The organism is Paraburkholderia terrae (assembly GCF_002902925.1).
Classification (GTDB): domain Bacteria; phylum Pseudomonadota; class Gammaproteobacteria; order Burkholderiales; family Burkholderiaceae; genus Paraburkholderia; species Paraburkholderia terrae.
In genome coordinates, this window is sequence record NZ_CP026113.1 from 404,073 (window position 1) to 422,242 (window position 18,170).

15 protein-coding genes are annotated in these 18,170 nt (G+C 57.4%); 12 read left to right on the forward strand and 3 right to left on the reverse strand.

All coding sequences use genetic code 11. The features are described from left to right. Window positions 1–8: 8 nt before the first annotated feature. From C2L65_RS31535 to C2L65_RS31565, 8 genes are all read left to right on the forward strand, one after another. The gene (locus C2L65_RS31535; RefSeq protein ID WP_042315334.1) at window positions 9–2,876 is read left to right on the forward strand and encodes a glycoside hydrolase family 24 protein; all 2,868 of its coding nucleotides are present in this window, start codon (window positions 9–11) and stop codon (window positions 2,874–2,876) included. 7 nt (window positions 2,877–2,883) lie between these two features. Continuing rightward, complete coding sequence (locus tag C2L65_RS31540; protein WP_042315335.1) at window positions 2,884–3,420, forward strand: hypothetical protein; 537 nt, start codon at window positions 2,884–2,886, stop codon at window positions 3,418–3,420. 100 nt (window positions 3,421–3,520) lie between these two features. Beyond that, complete coding sequence (locus tag C2L65_RS31545) at window positions 3,521–4,093, forward strand: hypothetical protein (RefSeq protein WP_233446687.1); 573 nt, start codon at window positions 3,521–3,523, stop codon at window positions 4,091–4,093. 196 nt (window positions 4,094–4,289) lie between these two features. Then, complete coding sequence (locus C2L65_RS45715) at window positions 4,290–4,784, forward strand: hypothetical protein (protein WP_156132407.1); 495 nt, start codon at window positions 4,290–4,292, stop codon at window positions 4,782–4,784. A gap of 94 nt (window positions 4,785–4,878) precedes the next feature. After that, the gene (locus C2L65_RS45720) at window positions 4,879–5,313 is read left to right on the forward strand and encodes a hypothetical protein (protein WP_156132408.1); all 435 of its coding nucleotides are present in this window, start codon (window positions 4,879–4,881) and stop codon (window positions 5,311–5,313) included. 178 nt (window positions 5,314–5,491) lie between these two features. Next, on the forward strand, window positions 5,492–6,658 hold the full coding sequence (locus C2L65_RS31555; protein ID WP_042315338.1) for a hypothetical protein: 1,167 nt from the start codon (window positions 5,492–5,494) through the stop codon (window positions 6,656–6,658). Further along, window positions 6,655–10,233, forward strand: a complete 3,579-nt coding sequence (locus C2L65_RS31560) for an ImcF-related family protein (protein ID WP_042315339.1) — start codon at window positions 6,655–6,657, stop codon at window positions 10,231–10,233. The genes C2L65_RS31555 and C2L65_RS31560 overlap by 4 nt, the downstream gene beginning before the upstream one ends. A gap of 291 nt (window positions 10,234–10,524) precedes the next feature. Next, window positions 10,525–11,010: an NUDIX hydrolase gene (locus tag C2L65_RS31565; protein ID WP_042315340.1), complete on the forward strand. Its 486-nt coding sequence runs from the start codon at window positions 10,525–10,527 to the stop codon at window positions 11,008–11,010. 56 nt (window positions 11,011–11,066) lie between these two features. Here the strand turns inward: C2L65_RS31565 and C2L65_RS31570 are convergent, their stop codons facing one another. Beyond that, on the reverse strand, window positions 11,067–11,948 hold the full coding sequence (locus tag C2L65_RS31570) for a class I SAM-dependent methyltransferase (RefSeq protein WP_042315342.1): 882 nt from the start codon (window positions 11,946–11,948) through the stop codon (window positions 11,067–11,069). 236 nt (window positions 11,949–12,184) lie between these two features. Here C2L65_RS31570 and C2L65_RS31575 point away from each other — a divergent pair, with 236 nt between their 5' ends. Continuing rightward, entirely contained in the window at window positions 12,185–12,679 is a 495-nt protein-coding gene (locus C2L65_RS31575; protein WP_042315344.1) for a hypothetical protein, read from the forward strand. A 223-nt stretch (window positions 12,680–12,902) separates the two neighbouring features. Next, entirely contained in the window at window positions 12,903–13,082 is a 180-nt protein-coding gene (locus C2L65_RS31580) for a DUF2950 family protein (protein ID WP_042315346.1), read from the forward strand. A gap of 142 nt (window positions 13,083–13,224) precedes the next feature. Here the strand turns inward: C2L65_RS31580 and C2L65_RS31585 are convergent, their stop codons facing one another. Continuing rightward, window positions 13,225–14,046 carry a bile acid:sodium symporter family protein gene (locus C2L65_RS31585; RefSeq protein WP_156132409.1) on the reverse strand — a complete coding sequence of 274 codons (822 nt, stop codon included), beginning with the start codon at window positions 14,044–14,046 and terminating at the stop codon, window positions 13,225–13,227. Between the two features lie 117 nt (window positions 14,047–14,163). Beyond that, window positions 14,164–14,565, reverse strand: coding sequence for a YidH family protein (locus tag C2L65_RS31590; RefSeq protein ID WP_208647228.1), 402 nt, complete (start codon window positions 14,563–14,565; stop codon window positions 14,164–14,166). A 473-nt stretch (window positions 14,566–15,038) separates the two neighbouring features. Here C2L65_RS31590 and C2L65_RS31595 point away from each other — a divergent pair, with 473 nt between their 5' ends. Both C2L65_RS31595 and C2L65_RS31600 read left to right on the forward strand, forming a co-directional pair. Further along, the gene (locus C2L65_RS31595) at window positions 15,039–16,484 is read left to right on the forward strand and encodes an anaerobic sulfatase maturase (protein ID WP_081921448.1); all 1,446 of its coding nucleotides are present in this window, start codon (window positions 15,039–15,041) and stop codon (window positions 16,482–16,484) included. Window positions 16,485–16,602: 118 nt separating this feature from the next. After that, window positions 16,603–18,093 (forward strand): arylsulfatase, encoded by a 1,491-nt coding sequence (locus C2L65_RS31600; protein WP_042315350.1) that lies wholly within the window; start codon window positions 16,603–16,605, stop codon window positions 18,091–18,093. The last annotated feature ends 77 nt before the right edge of the window (window positions 18,094–18,170 follow it).

The following is an 18,170-nucleotide window of genomic DNA, read 5'->3' on the forward strand; positions in this document are numbered from 1 at the left end:
AAGATCAAATGGTTAGTCATCGGAATCATTCGACTCATCCTGCCAAACCGGCCGCGCCTGCAACGCAGCCACCGCAGTGGCAACCCCTGAACTGGAGCTTCCCGTTTGCGCCTAAGAATGGCAATCCGGCTGATCCGCGGACGTGGCTCAAGGCGTTGGCCAGTGGTGATGGCGGATTTTATCCACTCGGGGCTAACGGCATGTTTCACGGCGGCGTTCATTTCGACGTCGGCACCGGTGGCGCGTTAACGCAGGGTAAGGGTGTTCAGGCGATCGCCGATGGCGAGGTCGTGGCCTATCGGCTGGACGCTACGTATCCTGAGCTGACCTATCCGACCACGCCTCCCCGCCATGCGCTGTATTCGACGGGTTTTGTGCTGATGCGTCACAAGCTCGTGCTGCCGCCGGAGCCGGAGACATCGGGCACGTCATCAACGAAGGCTTCACCCGCATCGAGTGCATCTGCGACTACCGCCAGCGGCACGCAGACTTACCAACCGCCTGCCGACGAGGTGCTGGAGTTCTACAGCTTATACATGCACCAGCTTGATTGGGCAGGTTATCAGGCGGTGCAGGCAGATGCCGGTAGTTCATCTGCGCTATCCATCCACCCGCTTCCATTTTGGCAAGGCGACCGACATTTCCTTGTCGGCGGCAAGGCGGGAGATCGGCAGGTACAACCTCCGCAGCGCAATACGCCGTTCCGGTTCGATCTGGCTTCAGCGGGTTCGAATGTCCACGCTCTCGGCGACGGCGCACAACTGGGAGGCGTTGCGGCCGGGCCATCGCCCGACAGTCTCGGTGCGCTTGCTCCGTATGCCGACAGCAAGGTCCGATATGCATTGCCGCTAGCTGATGCCGCCAGTGCGGCAGACGCACCGCAGGGTGTCCAGGGCGTCCGCATCCTGGACCGGGCTGATGGAACCGTGATCGGTCTGCTGCCGCGAGGTGGCGAACTAAACGTTGTAGGAAGTGCCGTGGCCGGCTGGGCGCAAATCGCGAAGATTCTCAAGGGGTCGCCGGTTGCTGCCGTCGCTGGCGCGACACCTGATCCGCGCGCCGTGACGGGCTGGGTCAATCTCGACGCGCTTGATGTGGTCGTCGATCCCAAGCCGCTGGATACGGTGGTCGTGCTCGACAAGCCGTATCCGGTCAAGGCGGGCGACGTGATGGGCTATCTGGGCGAGTACCAGAACTCCAGCCATTCGCAGGTGATGCCGCCGACACCGAAGCGATCGCTGCTTCACGTCGAGGTATTCAGCGGAGCCCAGATCGAGAGTTTCATCAGCAAGAGTCAGGATCGGGCGAAGAAATTGCCCGAGAGCGGCAGAACGTTGCTCGTGATCCAACAGGGCGCGAAGCTCGTCAAATGTCCCGATCCGCAGAGCAACGCTCAGTTGGCGGGCCTCAAACTGGAACTGGCGAAGGGCGATCCAGGCAAGGGATGCTGGGCCAAGGTGCAGCCGACCAGGTCGGGGCCTCAGTCGGTTGGGCGCGTGCGCGGTCGCGCCCCACAGGTCAGCAAGACGCCCGTGGGTAGTCCTCTCTGGGTTGAGCGGCAGTATGCAGGCAAGGTAGCCGGGGCAGTTGTCCATACCTGGTCGGATTTCCCGCTACAGATCGCCAGTGCGCAGGGACCAGCCGTCGGATACCAACAGGTCCTTTCTCGCGCGCAGCTTGAGCAGTCGACCGACAACGGCAAAGCGGTCGACGATCAGGACAAGGGCGGCGCGCAGTGGTGGTCGATCGCGGCGGGTAACGCTGACGGTTCGACGATCCTGGGCTGGGTGTGCGAGAAGGATCACCCCGACACGCAGTGGCAAAGCCCGTGGGCGTGGCCGGGGTTCGATACGGTCGATACGACCAGCATTCCGCTGCTGGACTTGTACAGGCGCAACCTCTTCGAGGCGAAGCAGTTGCTTGATGGCGAGGAGGAGGAGTTCAGTGTCGTTGCGGCAACAGTGAATGCCGGACCGTTGATCGGGAAACTGGAAAAGGCGGCTAAGCGGCAAGGGGACGGCAACGGGAACGTAACACCCGCTGATTTGAAGAACGCCCTGACGGTCCCTTGGCTCGCCGAGGCAGTCTCGCATCTGATCGTTCGCTATGAAAGTGAATGGGGCGGCGATATGCGGAAGTGGGAGGGGTTATCCAAGCTGATGGGTGACGGCAAATACGTCTGGCAGGCGGAGCTTGAGCGTATAAAAAGGCTGCAATGGTGGGATGCGGTGAAGGCTGTGAAGGGCTTTCCGGCTGGTCCGGAGGTGTGGCATATCCATCCGATTGGGTTGATTGGAAACTTCACAGGGGCTGCCGGCGCCGCTTTGACCCTCGAGGAAGCAAGGGTCCGCGCGTTCTTAAGAATGATTCGAGTCGGGGAGGGTACGGAAAGTCCCATCGGCTACGAGCGATTGTTCGGTGGGCAATCGTTTATCAAAGACTATAGTCGTGATTTCAGTGATCACCCTCGAATACTTATAACTCGGACAAACAGTAAAGGTAAAACCTTGCGATCTACTGCTGCCGGTGCGTATCAGGTGATGGGATATAACTGGGACGATCCCGCATTTGTTGCGTATCGGAGGCAATACAAGATTTCAGATTTTACGCCGATTTCGCAGGATAGATATTGCGTTATTCTTCTGAAATACAAGCGTCGCGCATTGGAAGATATAAAGAAGGGAGAAATTCAGAGGGCAGTTATTGACGATAGATCGAATCTTGAGTGGGCGAGTTTGCCGGGGAATGATTATGGTCAAGGCGGTGTCGGGATGAGTACAGTAAACGCGAAATTTTCCGAATATCTAAATGATGAACTATCTGGGAAGAGCGATTTGGCGGTGCCGATCGGTGGGCTCGATGATCTGATTAAATGAGACTGTGATGAGAAATTTATTTCGGACAGTGCTGTTTTTCGCAACTACTGTATATAATTTTGCCTATGCGGTTGATGGCATAGTTTTGCCAAAATTTTCGGACTATCCTGCTAAGATTTACCAGGGTGAATTAAAGTTGCCAACTTATTATAAGAAAATAGATGGCGATTGGCGTGATGACATGGGAAAAATGGTGTCTGCTCCGGTGATAAATTTTGCGGGGAGATATCACATTGGGACTCATAGTTGCGGAGCCGACTGTCGATATTACACTTTTTCAGATCTTGAAAATGGTTCTGAATCAGATGTTCTCGATATGTTTTCAAACCAGGCCGGACGCCCTCTGAAGACCGCTGATGGCCGGGTTTATATAACTGATCTTATAAGTCGGGCCGACAGCGCAATGCTCGTAGCGCAGTATCATATCGAACAGGGTGGGGCGCTCAAAGAAGAGTGTCGAGAAAGGATTTTCTCTCTGACCGATGGCGGAAAAGAGATTAAATCAATAACTAAAACGATCAATCGTTGTGAGAAGTTCCAGTGAGTTCCGATTGTTCTGTCGAGTGATTTGATCTTTTTATTTTTCGATTTGAATTGACGGCATGACTCCGAGCGATTGAATGCACCTCAGAGTGCATGCGTAAATGATGTTTACTGTTCACATTGCTCATTGGCTGTGGGTGATCATGAGATATATTTTTCGAATTTTTGTACTAATTATTTTACTTTTCATTCATTTGAATAGTTCTGATGCTAAATTTTTGGCAATCACGTCAAATCATTTGCTCGATCATATTGAAATTGACTATGCACATGACGGATGTTCTTTTCTATACTCCCCAGTCAATTTTTGTGATGAGCGACATATTGTGAAAATAAAGCAAGCCATCGCCAACCGTTCGGTAAATTTTAATGGTCATTACATTCTTTTGAAAATAAAAGAATGGAGGCAATCTGATATTTATGGAGATAGTGTTGTTGTCATTGATGCGCTAACCGGAATTGTCTATCCCATGCCGTTCGATTATTTTTCCGGTCGAATCGACATGGGAAATTCTCAAACAATAAGAAAACCGAGATTGACATTCTCCGGGGGTAGTAACAGGGTGTGCATTGATGGTTCCATCCTCGTATATCGCGCAACAACGAATGGAACTTTTTGCTTTGACTTTGATGGAAGTAAATTCAACGGATATCGAACCGAATATATGAATTGAACTCAGCTGTAATTTCGTGATAGTGCAGAGGAAATCCCATTTCTAAACCTAGCAGCTGTTCGGCGGCGAGAAGAAATTCATCATCATTGCAGCGACCGTGAGCACGGGAGTGCTGATCAGAAAGCTGGAAAAGACGGCCATGCGTAAATGGAAAGGGCTCGGTGATCCAACGAAATTCTTGGGAGTTTGGTGAGGCATGAAGTCCGCGAAAAATGGAACTCGTTTTCTTGTTTTGTTGGCTACTACGATTTACGGGGCGGCCCAAGCTTCAACTTTCCTATGTACGCCGACGGAATCGGTGGTTTTCTCATGCTCTACCGAAAGGTTAAAAATCATTGAATTATGTCTGGATAAGCGTACTCATTCGGTCTCTTACCGATATGGTAGACCGGAAAGAATCGAGCTTTCATATTCGGGGAAGCAAGGAGGCGAAAATGGATTCTTCTTCAATCATTATTTTCGATCAAACGTGGATTACACAAGGATCAGTTTCGTAACCGCAGGATACGAGTATTCGGTGTTTAGAGATTACGACTCTGCCGAAGGACCAATTCTTCGCTATGGTGTAACCGTCTCTGAGAATGGTAATGAGGTGGTGCAGATTAAATGCCAGTCACAAATCGTTGATAATATGTCGAAAATCATTGGGCAGTTGAGATGCGATGAACGTAGCGCGCTGGGATGTTCTTAAGGTCAGCCTAGAATCACGATTGAAAGTGTCACCGATCGAGGAAGTGCTCGTAGTAATCCAGCGTGGACAAGAGTCGAAAATTTGAAGCTCTTGAATGAATAAGCGAATAGACCGATTCCCGCTCGAACTGCAGGGAGTAAGAATTTTGAAAATGAATGCATTTTATTTTGGATGTATTCTTATTGCTGTCGGTGGCAGTGGGCGTGTATATGCCAGTTCATTTGAAGGTAACTGGAATTGGAGCATCGCTCCGAGTACTAGAACCTTTTCGATTGAGCTTAACGCTCATGGAAATGTTCTCGAAGGGCAATATTGCGCTGTCGCCCGAAATGGCAACAGGACGGATTGTGATGACAAGGGAAACCCAAACATCGATGGAATCATTGATCGCACGGGGCAGTCGGCAACGGTCCATTTTTCCTCATTTTTCGGCGCAAAAAATGGAAAAGCAAGAATTGCAATTCGAAATGGTCATCTGCTATGGCACATCACCAAAAATCCAGATGATGGAGAATTTTACGCACCCTAATGATGCAGTGTTGGACCGTCATTGATACGTGATAAACCTGAATGCATAGAATGACTCGGTCTGAGATGGCCTCGTGCATTCGACTATTTGGTTAAATAAGGCTGTGATGGAAAGTTTATTGCGAACTGCGCCATTTCTTCAGCATTAGTAAACGTGCAGATTTTGAATTTATCGATTCATGCCCTGGCCGATCCCAACATTCAAAAAAATCGGACGACCTGAGCCGATATCCTTCCGCCTGTGGCTGTCCACGCTCACGGCATTAGCCGTTGGAACGGCTAGCGGCTTGCTACTGCTATGGCCGCATGGCAGGCCAACTCAGGGCTTCCAATTCTGGGTGCTGTTCGTCGGTATCCCGCTAGTCGCTTGCGTGCTTGCGTACGGTATCCGGCTCGATCGCTGGGAGCGCGAGCAGACGATTGCCGAAGAGGCCGAGCGTGAGCAAGAGCGGATCGTGTCGCTATGGCGAGGGTGGTGCCGTCGTCGACTTCAAATCACCACCGCACTGGCAGTTCTTCCGATCCTGACGCGCACGCCGCAACTGAGCGATGCCGATGCAGATCTGCCCGTGAACACAGGGCGCGCGAAAGCGTTCCCATGGACGAAAGGGCAGACCGATGCGCCGCGACGCCAGGAATTGTTAGACCGCATCGCCAGCGGGTTACAGGCAACGCTCGCGGACAGACGGGCGATGTCCATCAAGCTTCTGCTTGACGATGCATCACTCGCATTTGCAAACGCGTGGAAAGAGGAGGCCAGAACTACTTTTGGCAAGATCGCGCCAAATTGCAACTTCACCGTCGTGGCCGAGCGGGCAGTGGGCTGCGCACGGTGGCTCGCGGAGCAGGTTGATCTCAACGATGCCGTGCCGCACCTCGTCATCGCCGTACAGATCTGGCCGAACGGTCAGAAGGAGCACAACTTCAGTGAGAGCGCCGCAGTTCTTCTGATTGATCCTGCCGCCACGCCGGCGGGTTACATCTACAGGCCGATGATCGTCGCAAGCGCTACGCTCGAAGGAGATCTGGCTCAGCTTGTCGACATGCAACTACAGCTGGATACAGCGACGCACGTCTGGTTCACCAGGTGCGACGACGAGTCGGTCGCTATCACTTCTGCGCTGGCGCCCGATCCCAAGATACCAGTGATCGAGCGGCAGCTTGACAACGTCGTGGGCAAACCAGGGCCCGCGAGCAGCTGGATCGCGCTTGCCACCGCACTGGAGGCTGCACAGGGAACAGGGCCACATCTTGTCGCCTGGCGTGAGTCGGAGAATGAGCCTTTGAACCTGTGCATGATCGCGTCAGCACAGCCTCACTCGCCGCAAGAGGAAATACAAACTTGACGTTGAAGAAACACATCGTAGGCCGGTGTCTGATCGCCGGAGCGATCATCGCCATCCTTGCCGGCGTGATCCTGTTCACTGTTGATACGAAGGATCTGGCTGCATGGGTTACTCGATACCGACAAATTATCGTCTGGACGACTGTGCTGATCGCGGGCGCACTCGCGTATGTCCTGCCGCGACGCCGACAGATCCAGCTCGCCGTACAGCAAGCGTCAAGGGAGCAGGGGATCGAGCCACCCGTTCCGGCGGATAAGGTCACTCAAGAGGCAGAGCAGAGTGCCGCACGCGCTGTGGGATGGGCGAAGGATCTGCGCTTCCAGCTTCAGCAGTCGCGGCGGTTCCGTTGGGCCTACACCCATACCTGGCTACTTGTCACCGGCGATGCGCCCACCGTTCGCCGGTTGCTGCCCGAAGTGGCCGAACGAGGCTGGCTCATCACGGATGATGTCGTGTTGCTATGGGGCGGAGCGGGAACGGAAGGCCAGCCCGATGAGTTGTGGCTGCGCCAGATCCGTCGGCTGCGTCGTGCCCGCCCGATCGATGCAATGGTGCTCGCGCTCGATGGAACCGCGCCGCTGCCTGACACCGCGCGCAGCACAACGGGGTGGGCGATGAATCTCGTGCGCATCATGAATACGCTGCACTGGTCCGCGCCCGTGTACGTGCTCGACCAGGCTGAACTCTCGGCCAGAGCGCCGATCACGACGCCAGTTATCGGATGCGAGTTACCTAACGCGGCTGATGCGCACGCTATCGGCACAGCACTTGGCGGTTTGAACATACGCCTGACCAACCTCGGCATCGCACAGATCGGCCGCGACGACAGCGACCGTTATACAGGCCTTATGTCGGAGTATCTCGACGGCCGCATCGCGGCGCTGTCGAACTGGATCGCAGGCATCAATTCGCGCCTGCGTCGCGCAGTGGGAGTGCGTGGGGTGTTCTTCACCACGCATCCGCCGGCGGGTAACAAAGAACTGGACGCCGCCCTCTGGCACTACCTCGCCACCGACGCCCTCCGCACAGGCGGCCACCGCATCGGCCTGCACCCCGTCACAGTATTCTCGACGGCAACATTCGCAGCCATCGCGCTATGGACCACAGGCCTGCTCCTCTCCACCGCCACCAACACCCACGACCTTGTCCTCACCCGCGAAGCCGTGCGCAACCTGAACACCGCACAGGACGTCGCCGCGCGCCTGCGCAACCTGCTTGCACTCCAGCAACGCATCGCACTGTACGAAGACCGCGTCCAGCACCACGCGCCGCTTCTAACCCGCTTCGGCCTGAACCATGACGCACAAACACTCGCCGCCGTCTGGAAACCCTACTCACGCGCCGCCCGCGACACGCTGATCGCACCCGTACAGCAGAACCTCGAAGCGCAACTGGTCGATCTGAACCAGATGCAGACCACCCAGCTCGATAACCAGACGAGCCAGCTTGCGCAGGACGGTCACAAGACCTTGAAGACCTATCTGATGATGTCGGAGCCCGCACGCGCCGATCCGTCTTTCATGACCCCATTGCTGCCGCACTACTGGAGCATCGCCGCCGACCTGCCGCCAGGCGAGAAGCTCGACCTCTCGCAGCGTCTGCTCGGCTTCTACGCGGATCATCTGAAGCAGCATCCCGAATGGCGCGTCGACGCCCGCGACGACCTCATCAACGGCTCGCGTCAGACACTGCTCGCCGTGATCGGCGTGAAGAACTCCGAAGACACGATCTATCAGGACATCGTCGCGTCCGTCGGCAGGAAGTATCCGGACCAGACGCTCGCCTCTCTGACCGCAGGCACCGACACACGCGGCCTGTTCCGCACCTCTGCCTCGGTCCCCGGCGTATTCACGCGCGAGGCGTGGGAAGGCACGATCGCGCAGGCCATCGACGATGCCGCAAAACACAACGGCACCGCCAGCGACTGGGTGCTTACGGGCGCCAGCACAACAAGCGGAACGCAGCAGACGCAGACCGCCTCATCATCCGAGGCCCTGAAGGCCGCACTCACCAGCCACTACTTCGCCGACTACGCCGAACACTGGCAGGCCTTCATGAACACGATCCAGTGGGAGAGCGCACCGTCGATGCCCGCCGCCATCGGCCAGCTCAAGGCCATGGCTGACGCGCGCCAGTCGCCACTGATCGCCCTGATGAAATCGCTCGAGTATCAGGGCGGCGCCGGCGCCCAGAAAACCTCGTTGTCCGACACGCTCGTCACGAAGGCGCAGAACATCTTCGGCGGCGGCAAGACCGATGAACCGCAGGCAGTCCGACCCGATCCCGCTGGACCGCTCGGACCGTCGTTCGGTCCCGTGTTGCGCCTCGTCGCACAGGGCACCGGCGGCGATGCGCCGTCATCAGGCAACAAAACGACAGCCAGCTACAGCGACCTGAGCCTGCAGCGCTACCTGGAACGCGTCACGACCTTGCGCCTGCGACTACAGCAGATCGGCGACAGCCCCGACGCCGACGCCCAGGCGAGACAGGTCGCGCAAACCCTCTTCCAGGGCAAGGGCTCGGAACTCGCCGACACGCAGTCCTACGCCCGCCTGATCGCCGCGAGCCTCGGCGCGCAATGGGCGGGGATGGGCGATGCGCTGTTCGTGCGCCCTGTCGCGCAGGCCTTGCAGACTGTCTTGCAGCCCGCCCAGGCGAGCCTGAACGAAGCCTGGCAGCAGAGCATCGTCTCGGCGTGGAGCCGCTCGTTCGCGGGACGCTATCCCTTCGCCAGCACCGCCAACGACGCCTCGCTGCCCGAACTCGCGCGCTTCCTGCGACCGCAAGGCGGCCTGATCTCCGCGTTTCTCGCGAGCCAGCTCGCGGGCGTGCTGGAGTTGCAGGGCGATCAGTGGATGCCCGTCACTACGGCGACGTCGTCGCTTGTTTTCGATCCTTCGTTCCTAACCGCTATCAACACGCTGCAACGCATCGCCGGGCACCTGCTCGTACAAGGCGAGCCGCAGTATCGCGTCGAGTTCAAACCGGTGCCGTCGCCGGGCATCACGGATACGCTGCTCACTGTCGATGGCCAGAAGCTGCACTATTTCAACCAGCAGGAAACCTGGCAACCGATGAACTGGCCGTCGAACGATCCGCAGAGAACGGGCACGCGCCTCGAATGGCAGACGGAGAAGGCGGGCACGAACCGCAGCCTGGAGTTCGACGGACGCTGGGCATTCGTGCGGATGCTCGAACGCGCGCGCGTCGAACCCGTCGACAGCGCGACGTACATGCTGACCTGGCAGGCTTCGCCCTTCGTGCGTGAAATCAGGCCGGCGGCTGCGAAGTCCGCGAGCGACCCCGCCTACGACATCGACACGCTCATCGCGCAGGAGCCCGGCAAGCCAGCGCTGGGCAGCGACACGCACGCGCTGGGCTACATGATGCGCACCGACGTGGGCAAGGGTCCGCTCGAACTGCTTGCGCTCAAGGGCTTCGTGCTGCCTTCGCGCATCTTCGTGAGCCGTTCACCAGGCGCGGCGAACCTGGCGAAGGACAACGGGCCGCCGCCTTTGCCAAAGGCAGAGCTTGAAGCAGGCAAACGCGCGGCCACACCACTGCCGCAAAGCTGAGCGGAACCGACGAAGATCTTCACGTAAAGGCCAGGGAAATTTTCCAATCGTTCCGACGCGCTACTTGGCAGCCGCGCTCACAGGTAATGAGCTCACGCTTTGGCGACTTCATCCCATAGGGAGAAGTCGTCGAGCGTGGCAATATCTCCGGTCCCTGATCACCGATGTGCCTTCGCCACTCCCTCGACCGACCCCGCCAGCCCCTGGCAACGCATACGCCCCGAGCTTGCACATCGCCGCCATTTCCGGCGAAATAGCGCATCCTCAACACCCGCGCATGCACACAACCCCATGATCTCCTTCGACACCGACGGCCACCGCTTCAACTTCCGCGCCGTCGCCGTCATCACGACACGCGACCACGTCCTCCTGCACATGCTGGACGGCGACGAATACTGGTCGTTGCCAGGCGGCCGCGTCGAGGCGGGCGAGGACGCGGCCACGGCCGTCGCGCGCGAGATGCGCGAGGAACTGGATATTCAGGTGAAAGTGGGGCGCTTGCTCTGGATCGTCGAAAACTTCTTCACAAGTGGTGGTCGCCCACATCACGAAGTCGGCGTGTACTTCGCCACCGAGGTACCGCCCGACGCCCGCATCCTCGATTTCTCCATGCGCCACGCAGGCAACGAACAGGGCCGCAAGCTCGAATTCGCGTGGTTCAACCGGCACGAACTGGCAAGCATCGACGTGCGCCCCGCATTCCTGCGTAACGCGCTCACGCAGAACCCGCTTCAATTCGCGCACGTCGTCAACCGCGATACCGGAAGAGTTGCGTGAGCGTATGTCACAACCTTGCCTAGCCCTTTCTCCCGCTGTCACGACACATACGATCGCTAAGGCTTGACGAACTTGAGCGTCATGCGATCCGATTCCCCGATCGCAGCAAAGCGTGACTTGTCGACGTCACCGCCTTGATAAGTAGGCGGCAGCGACCACACGCCGTGCGGATAGTCCTTTGTATCTTTCGGATTCGCGTTGATCTCGCTGCGCGCAACCAGAACGAAGCCGGCTGCCTGTGCGTGCTCGATGACGAACGCTTCAGTCACATAACCGGAATCGATCATTTGTTGCACAGTCGCTCCTGGCCGTGCGCGGTGCTCTTCAACGCCAAGTTCGCCGCCATGCTTCAACGCGCCGTTGAACGCGCGCAGGTTCGCATCGAATTGCCCGTCCTTGATCCAGTTATGGATGTTTCGAAAGGTAAGGACACGGTCGAATTTCTCATTCGCGTCGAAGCCGCTGAACTGGCCTGCGTGCAATGTGCCGACGACGACGTTCCCGTAGATCGATGGAGCGTTCGCGAGCTTGCGCCGATAAGCTGCATCGGTCGCGCTGTCTTCAGCGGCGAGATCGGCGGACGTGCTGCGATATTGCGCCTCGTAAAGCTGCCCCGCGTTGCGCAAGTAGGGCGCAAGTATGTCTGAATACCATCCTCCTCCCGGGGCGATCTCCAATACCGCCTGCGTTGGACCGAGGTCAAAGAACTGCAGCGTTTCTTCCGGATGACGGTAGACGTCGCGCGCACGCGCCTGACTGCTACGCTGCGATCCATTGATGGCGGCATCGAGCGACGTCGCGTTGGCACCTTGCGATTGCGAATCACGCGATGAATTTTGCGAATCCAGCGACGAGGACGCGCAGCCTGTCAGTGTGAGCATAAAAAAGGCGGCGGCAATCGTGACCGCGCGCGCCCGATCATGGCGAGTAGCGTACATGGAATCGATTCAGGTTTGAGATGCGGGATACAATACGCGGTTCTTGAGCTATCTGCTTCCCGATCATTTTCGTCGCTCGCGCGGCGGTGTGCGCCCGCCAGCTTGATCACAAGCAAGCCACCTCGCGCAACCGATGCGTACGCACAACACCTCATAGTGGTCGGCAGGCTTACAGTCGCTTACTATCCCGTCTCCACAATAAGACGCTAACCCGGCGCGAATCGTTGAGACCACTCATGAACCCTGCACGGCAATTCGTAGTTCCGTTGATCGCATCATTGTTCGCTATCGGCATCGCCGCGAATACCGCCCATTCAGCGGAACCGGCATCGGATGCCACGCCCGATGCTGAAGTAGACATCTCCAAAGGCCACGAAGTCCCGACGAGCGATCTTCACAGCGACCTCGGTGAATTCTGTTTCTTCGCACACCTCCCGCCTGCGAGTCAGAAATACAAGGTCATCAAGAACATCAAGATCGGCAAGGGTTCGTACGGCAGTGTTCAGGACATTCTCCCGAAGATGGCGGAGTACGCCCAAGTACGAGGAGCAGACGCAATTGTCGAGTACAACGGATCACAGCGCTTCGGCTTCTGGCCTTGGCGTATGGTCCGGCCCGTCGTCCGTGGCGTCGCGGTGCAATGGACCGATCCGAAGCCTTCCAATTGCGAATCCATTGGCGGCACAAAGCTGAAGACGATACTTTCCTCGGGTCAGCCACCCGCACAGTAACAAAGGCAGCCTGCTGCTCGTGTGGCGTACTGCCGCCGCCGAATAGCGGCGGCAGTGACCGCTCATACCTGACGAGATGGCATTCGGCATGGTGATCGCGCCTTTGGTCAATCTGACGTCAGCAAAGGCCGAGTTGCGCATATCTCGTCTGTGAGGTTCCAGCGTGCTGCGGCCGTCCCTGGCTTTCCGGCAGGTTTGGGGAATGCGTACTGCTGGCCGATAGTTGGCGTTCGCGCAACTCGTCGCGTGGCCGGTCACATACGGCACGACAGGCGTCGTGACTTTCCTTGTTAATCAGGACGGCAAGCTTCATGAGAAAAACCTCGGCCCGCAAACCGCACGCATTGCGTCACGGCTCGAGTCCTTCGATCCCGACAGCTCGTGGTCACCTGTGAAGCCTTGAGCGGCTCGCTTGCTGTGGAAGTCGTTCAGCGTCGCCTGTCGTCGCTTTTGACTCGTAGGGCACTCTATGGTCAACAAAGACATGACACGAATGCACGAGGCCAAGACACTGTTCAATCCTGTCGCGGCCATCCGCTTGAGGACTATCGTCGTCGCCAGGTTAGATAGAAACTCGAAACGATGAAAGCAGTGACGAAGTACGCAACGACAAGTACGGCTGTTCTTACACCGACAAACTCCGTTGCGACGATCAGCGCAACGCCGACGTGCCGGGTTGCGCAGGCAATGGCCAGCGCCGTTCGGTCATCGCGATTGGGGCCGCCCAGAAGCTGACCGATGAACAGCGCGAAGATCATCAGTCCCACGAGCGCGAGCACGCCTTGCCAGCTGAGACCCACCAGATGCTCCCGATGGATGACCAGCAGGATGATGCCGGACGCTGCCAGGACAACCCCGGCAATCATGATCACCCGGTCCGACAGCCGTTCCGACCAGGTCGGGAAAATGGCACGGAGCCCCATTCCGATCATGATCGGCAGCAGAATGGTTTTAGCAATGTCTGACACCACAGTGCTTGCGGATAGTTCGACCGTGACGTCGAAGTAGGCACCCAGCAATGCCGTCCACAGCGGTACAGCGACAATGGCGACGAGCGAGGATGTAATCAGCAAGCTAAAGATGTATTCCTGACTGTTCAGTTTCTTGAGTCTTTTGGGAAGCAGTGGGGCTCCCGCAGACACTGCGAGCACCAGCATCGCCGCTTTGACCCCTCGCTCGATGGGCATGATCAGCACAAGCCCGAACGCGACCAGGGGAACCAGCAGATACATCGCTGCAAGTGAACGTAGTAACAGCCTGGGCCGGCGCCATAGATAGGTCAGCTCGGAAGGCGAGGTTCCCGCACCGACGCAAGCGATAAGCGCGACAATGGAGACCTTCAGCAGGATCATCAGGGTTTCAGTCACGACACCGGCGCCTTCGAATAGGTAGAGCGACCATGTGATCCCGAGCGCGATCTATCCGACATTGACCCACGATCTCGGCTGGCGGAGCCACTGCTGCACGAGGCGTCTCGCGTACGCTCAGAGCAACCTTCTGATGATGCTTAGGAAGATCAAGCTACCCGAACAGGCCATGACCAGCGCAACAAAAAAAGCGGGCCGCCAGATGCTGACTGGCTGATACACACGCAGACTGACGATGGTTCGCCAGTACTCGATCGTTCCCAGTACCATTGAAACCGTGCCCATCCCGGTGAGAAAAACGCCGACATTTCGAGGACTATGCGGATGGGCCAGATGAACGCCCGCTTCCATAAAACCCTCCAGCACCTTGTAGATCGTAAAGCCGAAGCTGATCATCGAAAGCGCGGTACGTGTCCACGCCATCAAGGTACGGTCGGCCGCCATCAGCGTGCGCCTCGTCGCGAGGTCAGTCCGCTCCTCCGCCAGTTGGTTCGCTGAGCGCGCTTCCACGTTAGTCACGCGACTCTCCGGAAGGGTTTGTCGGCCCGGGTTGCAGCAGCGAGTTCCGGGTACCGTCACAAATGGAGATCAAGGCGCCTACATGCCTCAGCGTTAATCTAGTTCATGGCACGCGCGATTGCGAGATTCCCCCGCTTCGAAGACATGGGGCAATCTGCCCGGGATAGCGCACGCCCCATGCATACTTATGTACTTGTTTCTATAAGCACGATGGCGGCGCCATCACAGATATTCAACGCTTTGCATGCTTGAACGGTGTGAGGGCCTGCCTCGTGAGCCAGACAGGTGAGTTCGCGCAATGCGTTTGTATCGGGAATGACAAAATTGCGTTTGCTTTCCAGACGTAAGCTGACTTAAATACCAATCACGTTTGTGTCTGCGACTCGCTTCTTTCGGATACGTACCCACTGCGCCGTCTGGCGGACGGCGTCGGCAGTCTTTTGGCACGCTGACAACCATAGGGGATTACGGCGATGGAGGCCACGTTGCTGTCCCGTACTTCAACATCGAGTCATGACGATACCCAGGCGGCCGAAAGCCGACCTCCGGATGCGCCGCCATGCTTCCATTTGCTGGCCAAGCCAAGCGGATCGACCTGTAACATCGACTGCAAGTATTGCTTCTTCCTGTCGAAAGAGGCGCTGTACCCCAACGAAAAGCATCGGATGTCCCAGGCGACGCTAGAGACATACATTCGCCAGTTGCTGGAGTCGCATCGTACCCCAGAGGTCACCGTAGCCTGGCAGGGCGGCGAGCCCACGCTGATGAAGGTCGAATTTTTCAGGCACGCGGTCAAATTCGTCGAAAAGTACCGCAAGCCTGGACAGGTTGTGAAGCACACTTTTCAGACCAATGGCATTCTTCTCGACGACGAATGGTGCGAGTTCTTCAAGCAGTACGACTTTCTCGTGGGCCTGAGTGTGGATGGCCCACGTGAACTCCACGACACCTTTCGCGTCGATCGTCGTGCGCAGGGTACCTTCGATCTGGTGATGCGCGGGTGGAACCAGCTGCGCAAGCATGGCGTTGAGTTCAACATCCTGTGTACGGTCAACTCCGGCAACCAGCACCATGGCCGCTCGGTCTATCGCTTCTTTCGCGATGAACTCGGCGCAAAGTGGATCCAGTTCATTCCGATCATCGAGCGCGCAACGGAACAGACGATTCAACTGGCAAATCGGGGCTGGAGCGAACAGGCGGGTCACAAGCGCGTGCTGTACACACAGACCGGCAATCTGGTCACCGAACGTTCAGTCGGCGCAAAGCAGTATGGTCTCTTCCTCATGGACATCTTCGAAGAGTGGGTGCGCCACGACGTCGGTCGCGTCTTCGTGCAACTGTTCGATGTGACGCTGGAAGCCTTCTTCGGTCGCCATCTGTTGTGCATCCACGCTCCGACCTGCGGCCTCGGCCCCGCCCTCGAGTACAACGGGGATCTGTATTCCTGCGATCACTTTGTCGAACCCGGATACCGGTTGGGCAATATTCACGAAACGCACATGCTCAAGCTCATGGCGTCGCCCGAACAGCGCAAGTTTGGACTCGACAAGCGCGACTCGCTCACGGCCCAGTGCAGGAACTGCGAAGTGAGGGCGCTGTGCAATGGCGGATGTCCGAAGGACCGCTTCGCGCTTTCGCGGGACGGCGAGGCGGGGCAGAACTATCTGTGCTCCGGCCTCGAGTTGTTCTTCACCCAGTCGCGCCATGCGATGGAGACCATGGCAAAACTCCTTCACGATGGCCGGCCTCCGTCTGACGTGATGATGACTACCGCAATCGAAGATAAACGGCGCGGCCCGTACGCGCCCTGTCCGTGTGGCAGCGGCAGGAAATTCAGGTTCTGCCACGGTAATAGCGCACCGCGTCGCTCGTTCGACCCGGCGAGCAGCGACGAGCAGCGGCCTCATGATGGAAGGTGATGCCCAAAGACGTCGGTGGCCATTACATCCTCGCAGAGCAGGGACCAGGGAGCGACATGCTGGCTCAGTTCGGTGATTGATGCTGCCCGGGCCTTAACTGAAAGGAGTGGAAGCAATCATGGCGACAAAGCAACCGAATATCCTGATTCTTTGGGGCGATGATATTGGATGGTGGAACATCAGCTTCAACAGCCGTGGGCAGATGGGTTATCGCACGCCCAATATCGATCGCATTGCCAATGAGGGCGTGGCATTTACAGACTACTACGCACAGCAGAGTTGCACGGCCGGACGCGCAGCCTTCATTACCGGGCAGAATCCGGTCCGCACGGGACTGACCAAGGTTGGTATGCCGGGTGCCGACGTCGGCTTGTCGGCAGAAGACCCCACCATCGCGGAGATGCTCAAGCCGCTGGGTTATGTCACCGGGCAGTTCGGCAAGAACCATCTGGGTGACAAGGATGAATTTTTGCCGACCATGCATGGGTTTGACGAGTTCTTCGGCAATCTGTATCACCTGAATGCGGAAGAGGAGCCTGAGGATCCCGACTATCCAAAAGATCCGGCGTTCAGGAAACGTTTCGGTCCCAGAGGTGTGCTCCACTGCTGGTCAGATGGCAAGGGCGGTCAGAAGATCGAGGATACCGGTGCGCTTACCAGAAAGCGCATGGAGACGATTGATGACGAAACGACCGAACTGGCCTGCACATTCATCGATAAGGCTCATAAGGATGGCAATCCGTTCTTTCTCTGGTACAACACGACGGCAATGCATTTCCGGACCCACTGTGCCGAGAAGCACAAGGGCAAGAGCGGACAGGGCGACTATAACGACGTCATGGTCGCTCACGACGAGAACATCGGCAAGATGCTGGCGAAGCTGGACGAATTGGGCATTGTCGACGATACCATCGTCATGTACTCGACGGATAACGGACCTCACTACAATAGTTGGCCAGACGCAGGTATCACCCCATTCCGTGCCGAAAAGAATACCAACTGGGAAGGTGGCTGGCGCGTTCCTGCGTTCGTTCGGTGGCCAGCGAAAATTCCTGCTGGTACGGTTCTTAACGGGATAGTTACGCACCAGGACTGGATGACGACCCTGCTCGCGGCGGCTGGCGAGCCAGACCTCAAGGAAAAGCTGCTTAAGGGACACAAAGCTGGCGAGAAAACGTACAAGGTCCACCTGGACGGATTCAACATGCTCCCCTATCTGACTGGGGAGGTGAAAGAAAGTCCGCGCGAGTCGTTTTTCTATATCAGTGACGACGGCGACGTTATGGCGATCCGTGTGCGTGACTGGAAAATGGTATTGCTGGAACAGCGCGCCAAGCAGTTGGCGTGCTGGGCGGAACCCTTCGTTCGGCTGCGGATTCCGAAGATGTTCAATCTTCGGCGGGATCCGTTCGAGCGCGCGGATGAGAACTCGAACACATACTACGACTGGATGATATCCCACGCGTATCTGATATACGGGATGCAAGCGGTTGTGGCATCGCAGATCGAAAATTTCAAGGCGTTTCCTCCGCGCCAGAAGCCTGCGTCGTTTAACCTCGACGCCGTGATGCGGCAACTGGACGATGCGGGTGGCGGTGCCCATCATTGAGCTGCTGCCATGAATCGGCAGGAAGGGAATTGGCCCGGCGATCAGCCAGATCGTCGGGTGACTCCGAACCCGGTCTA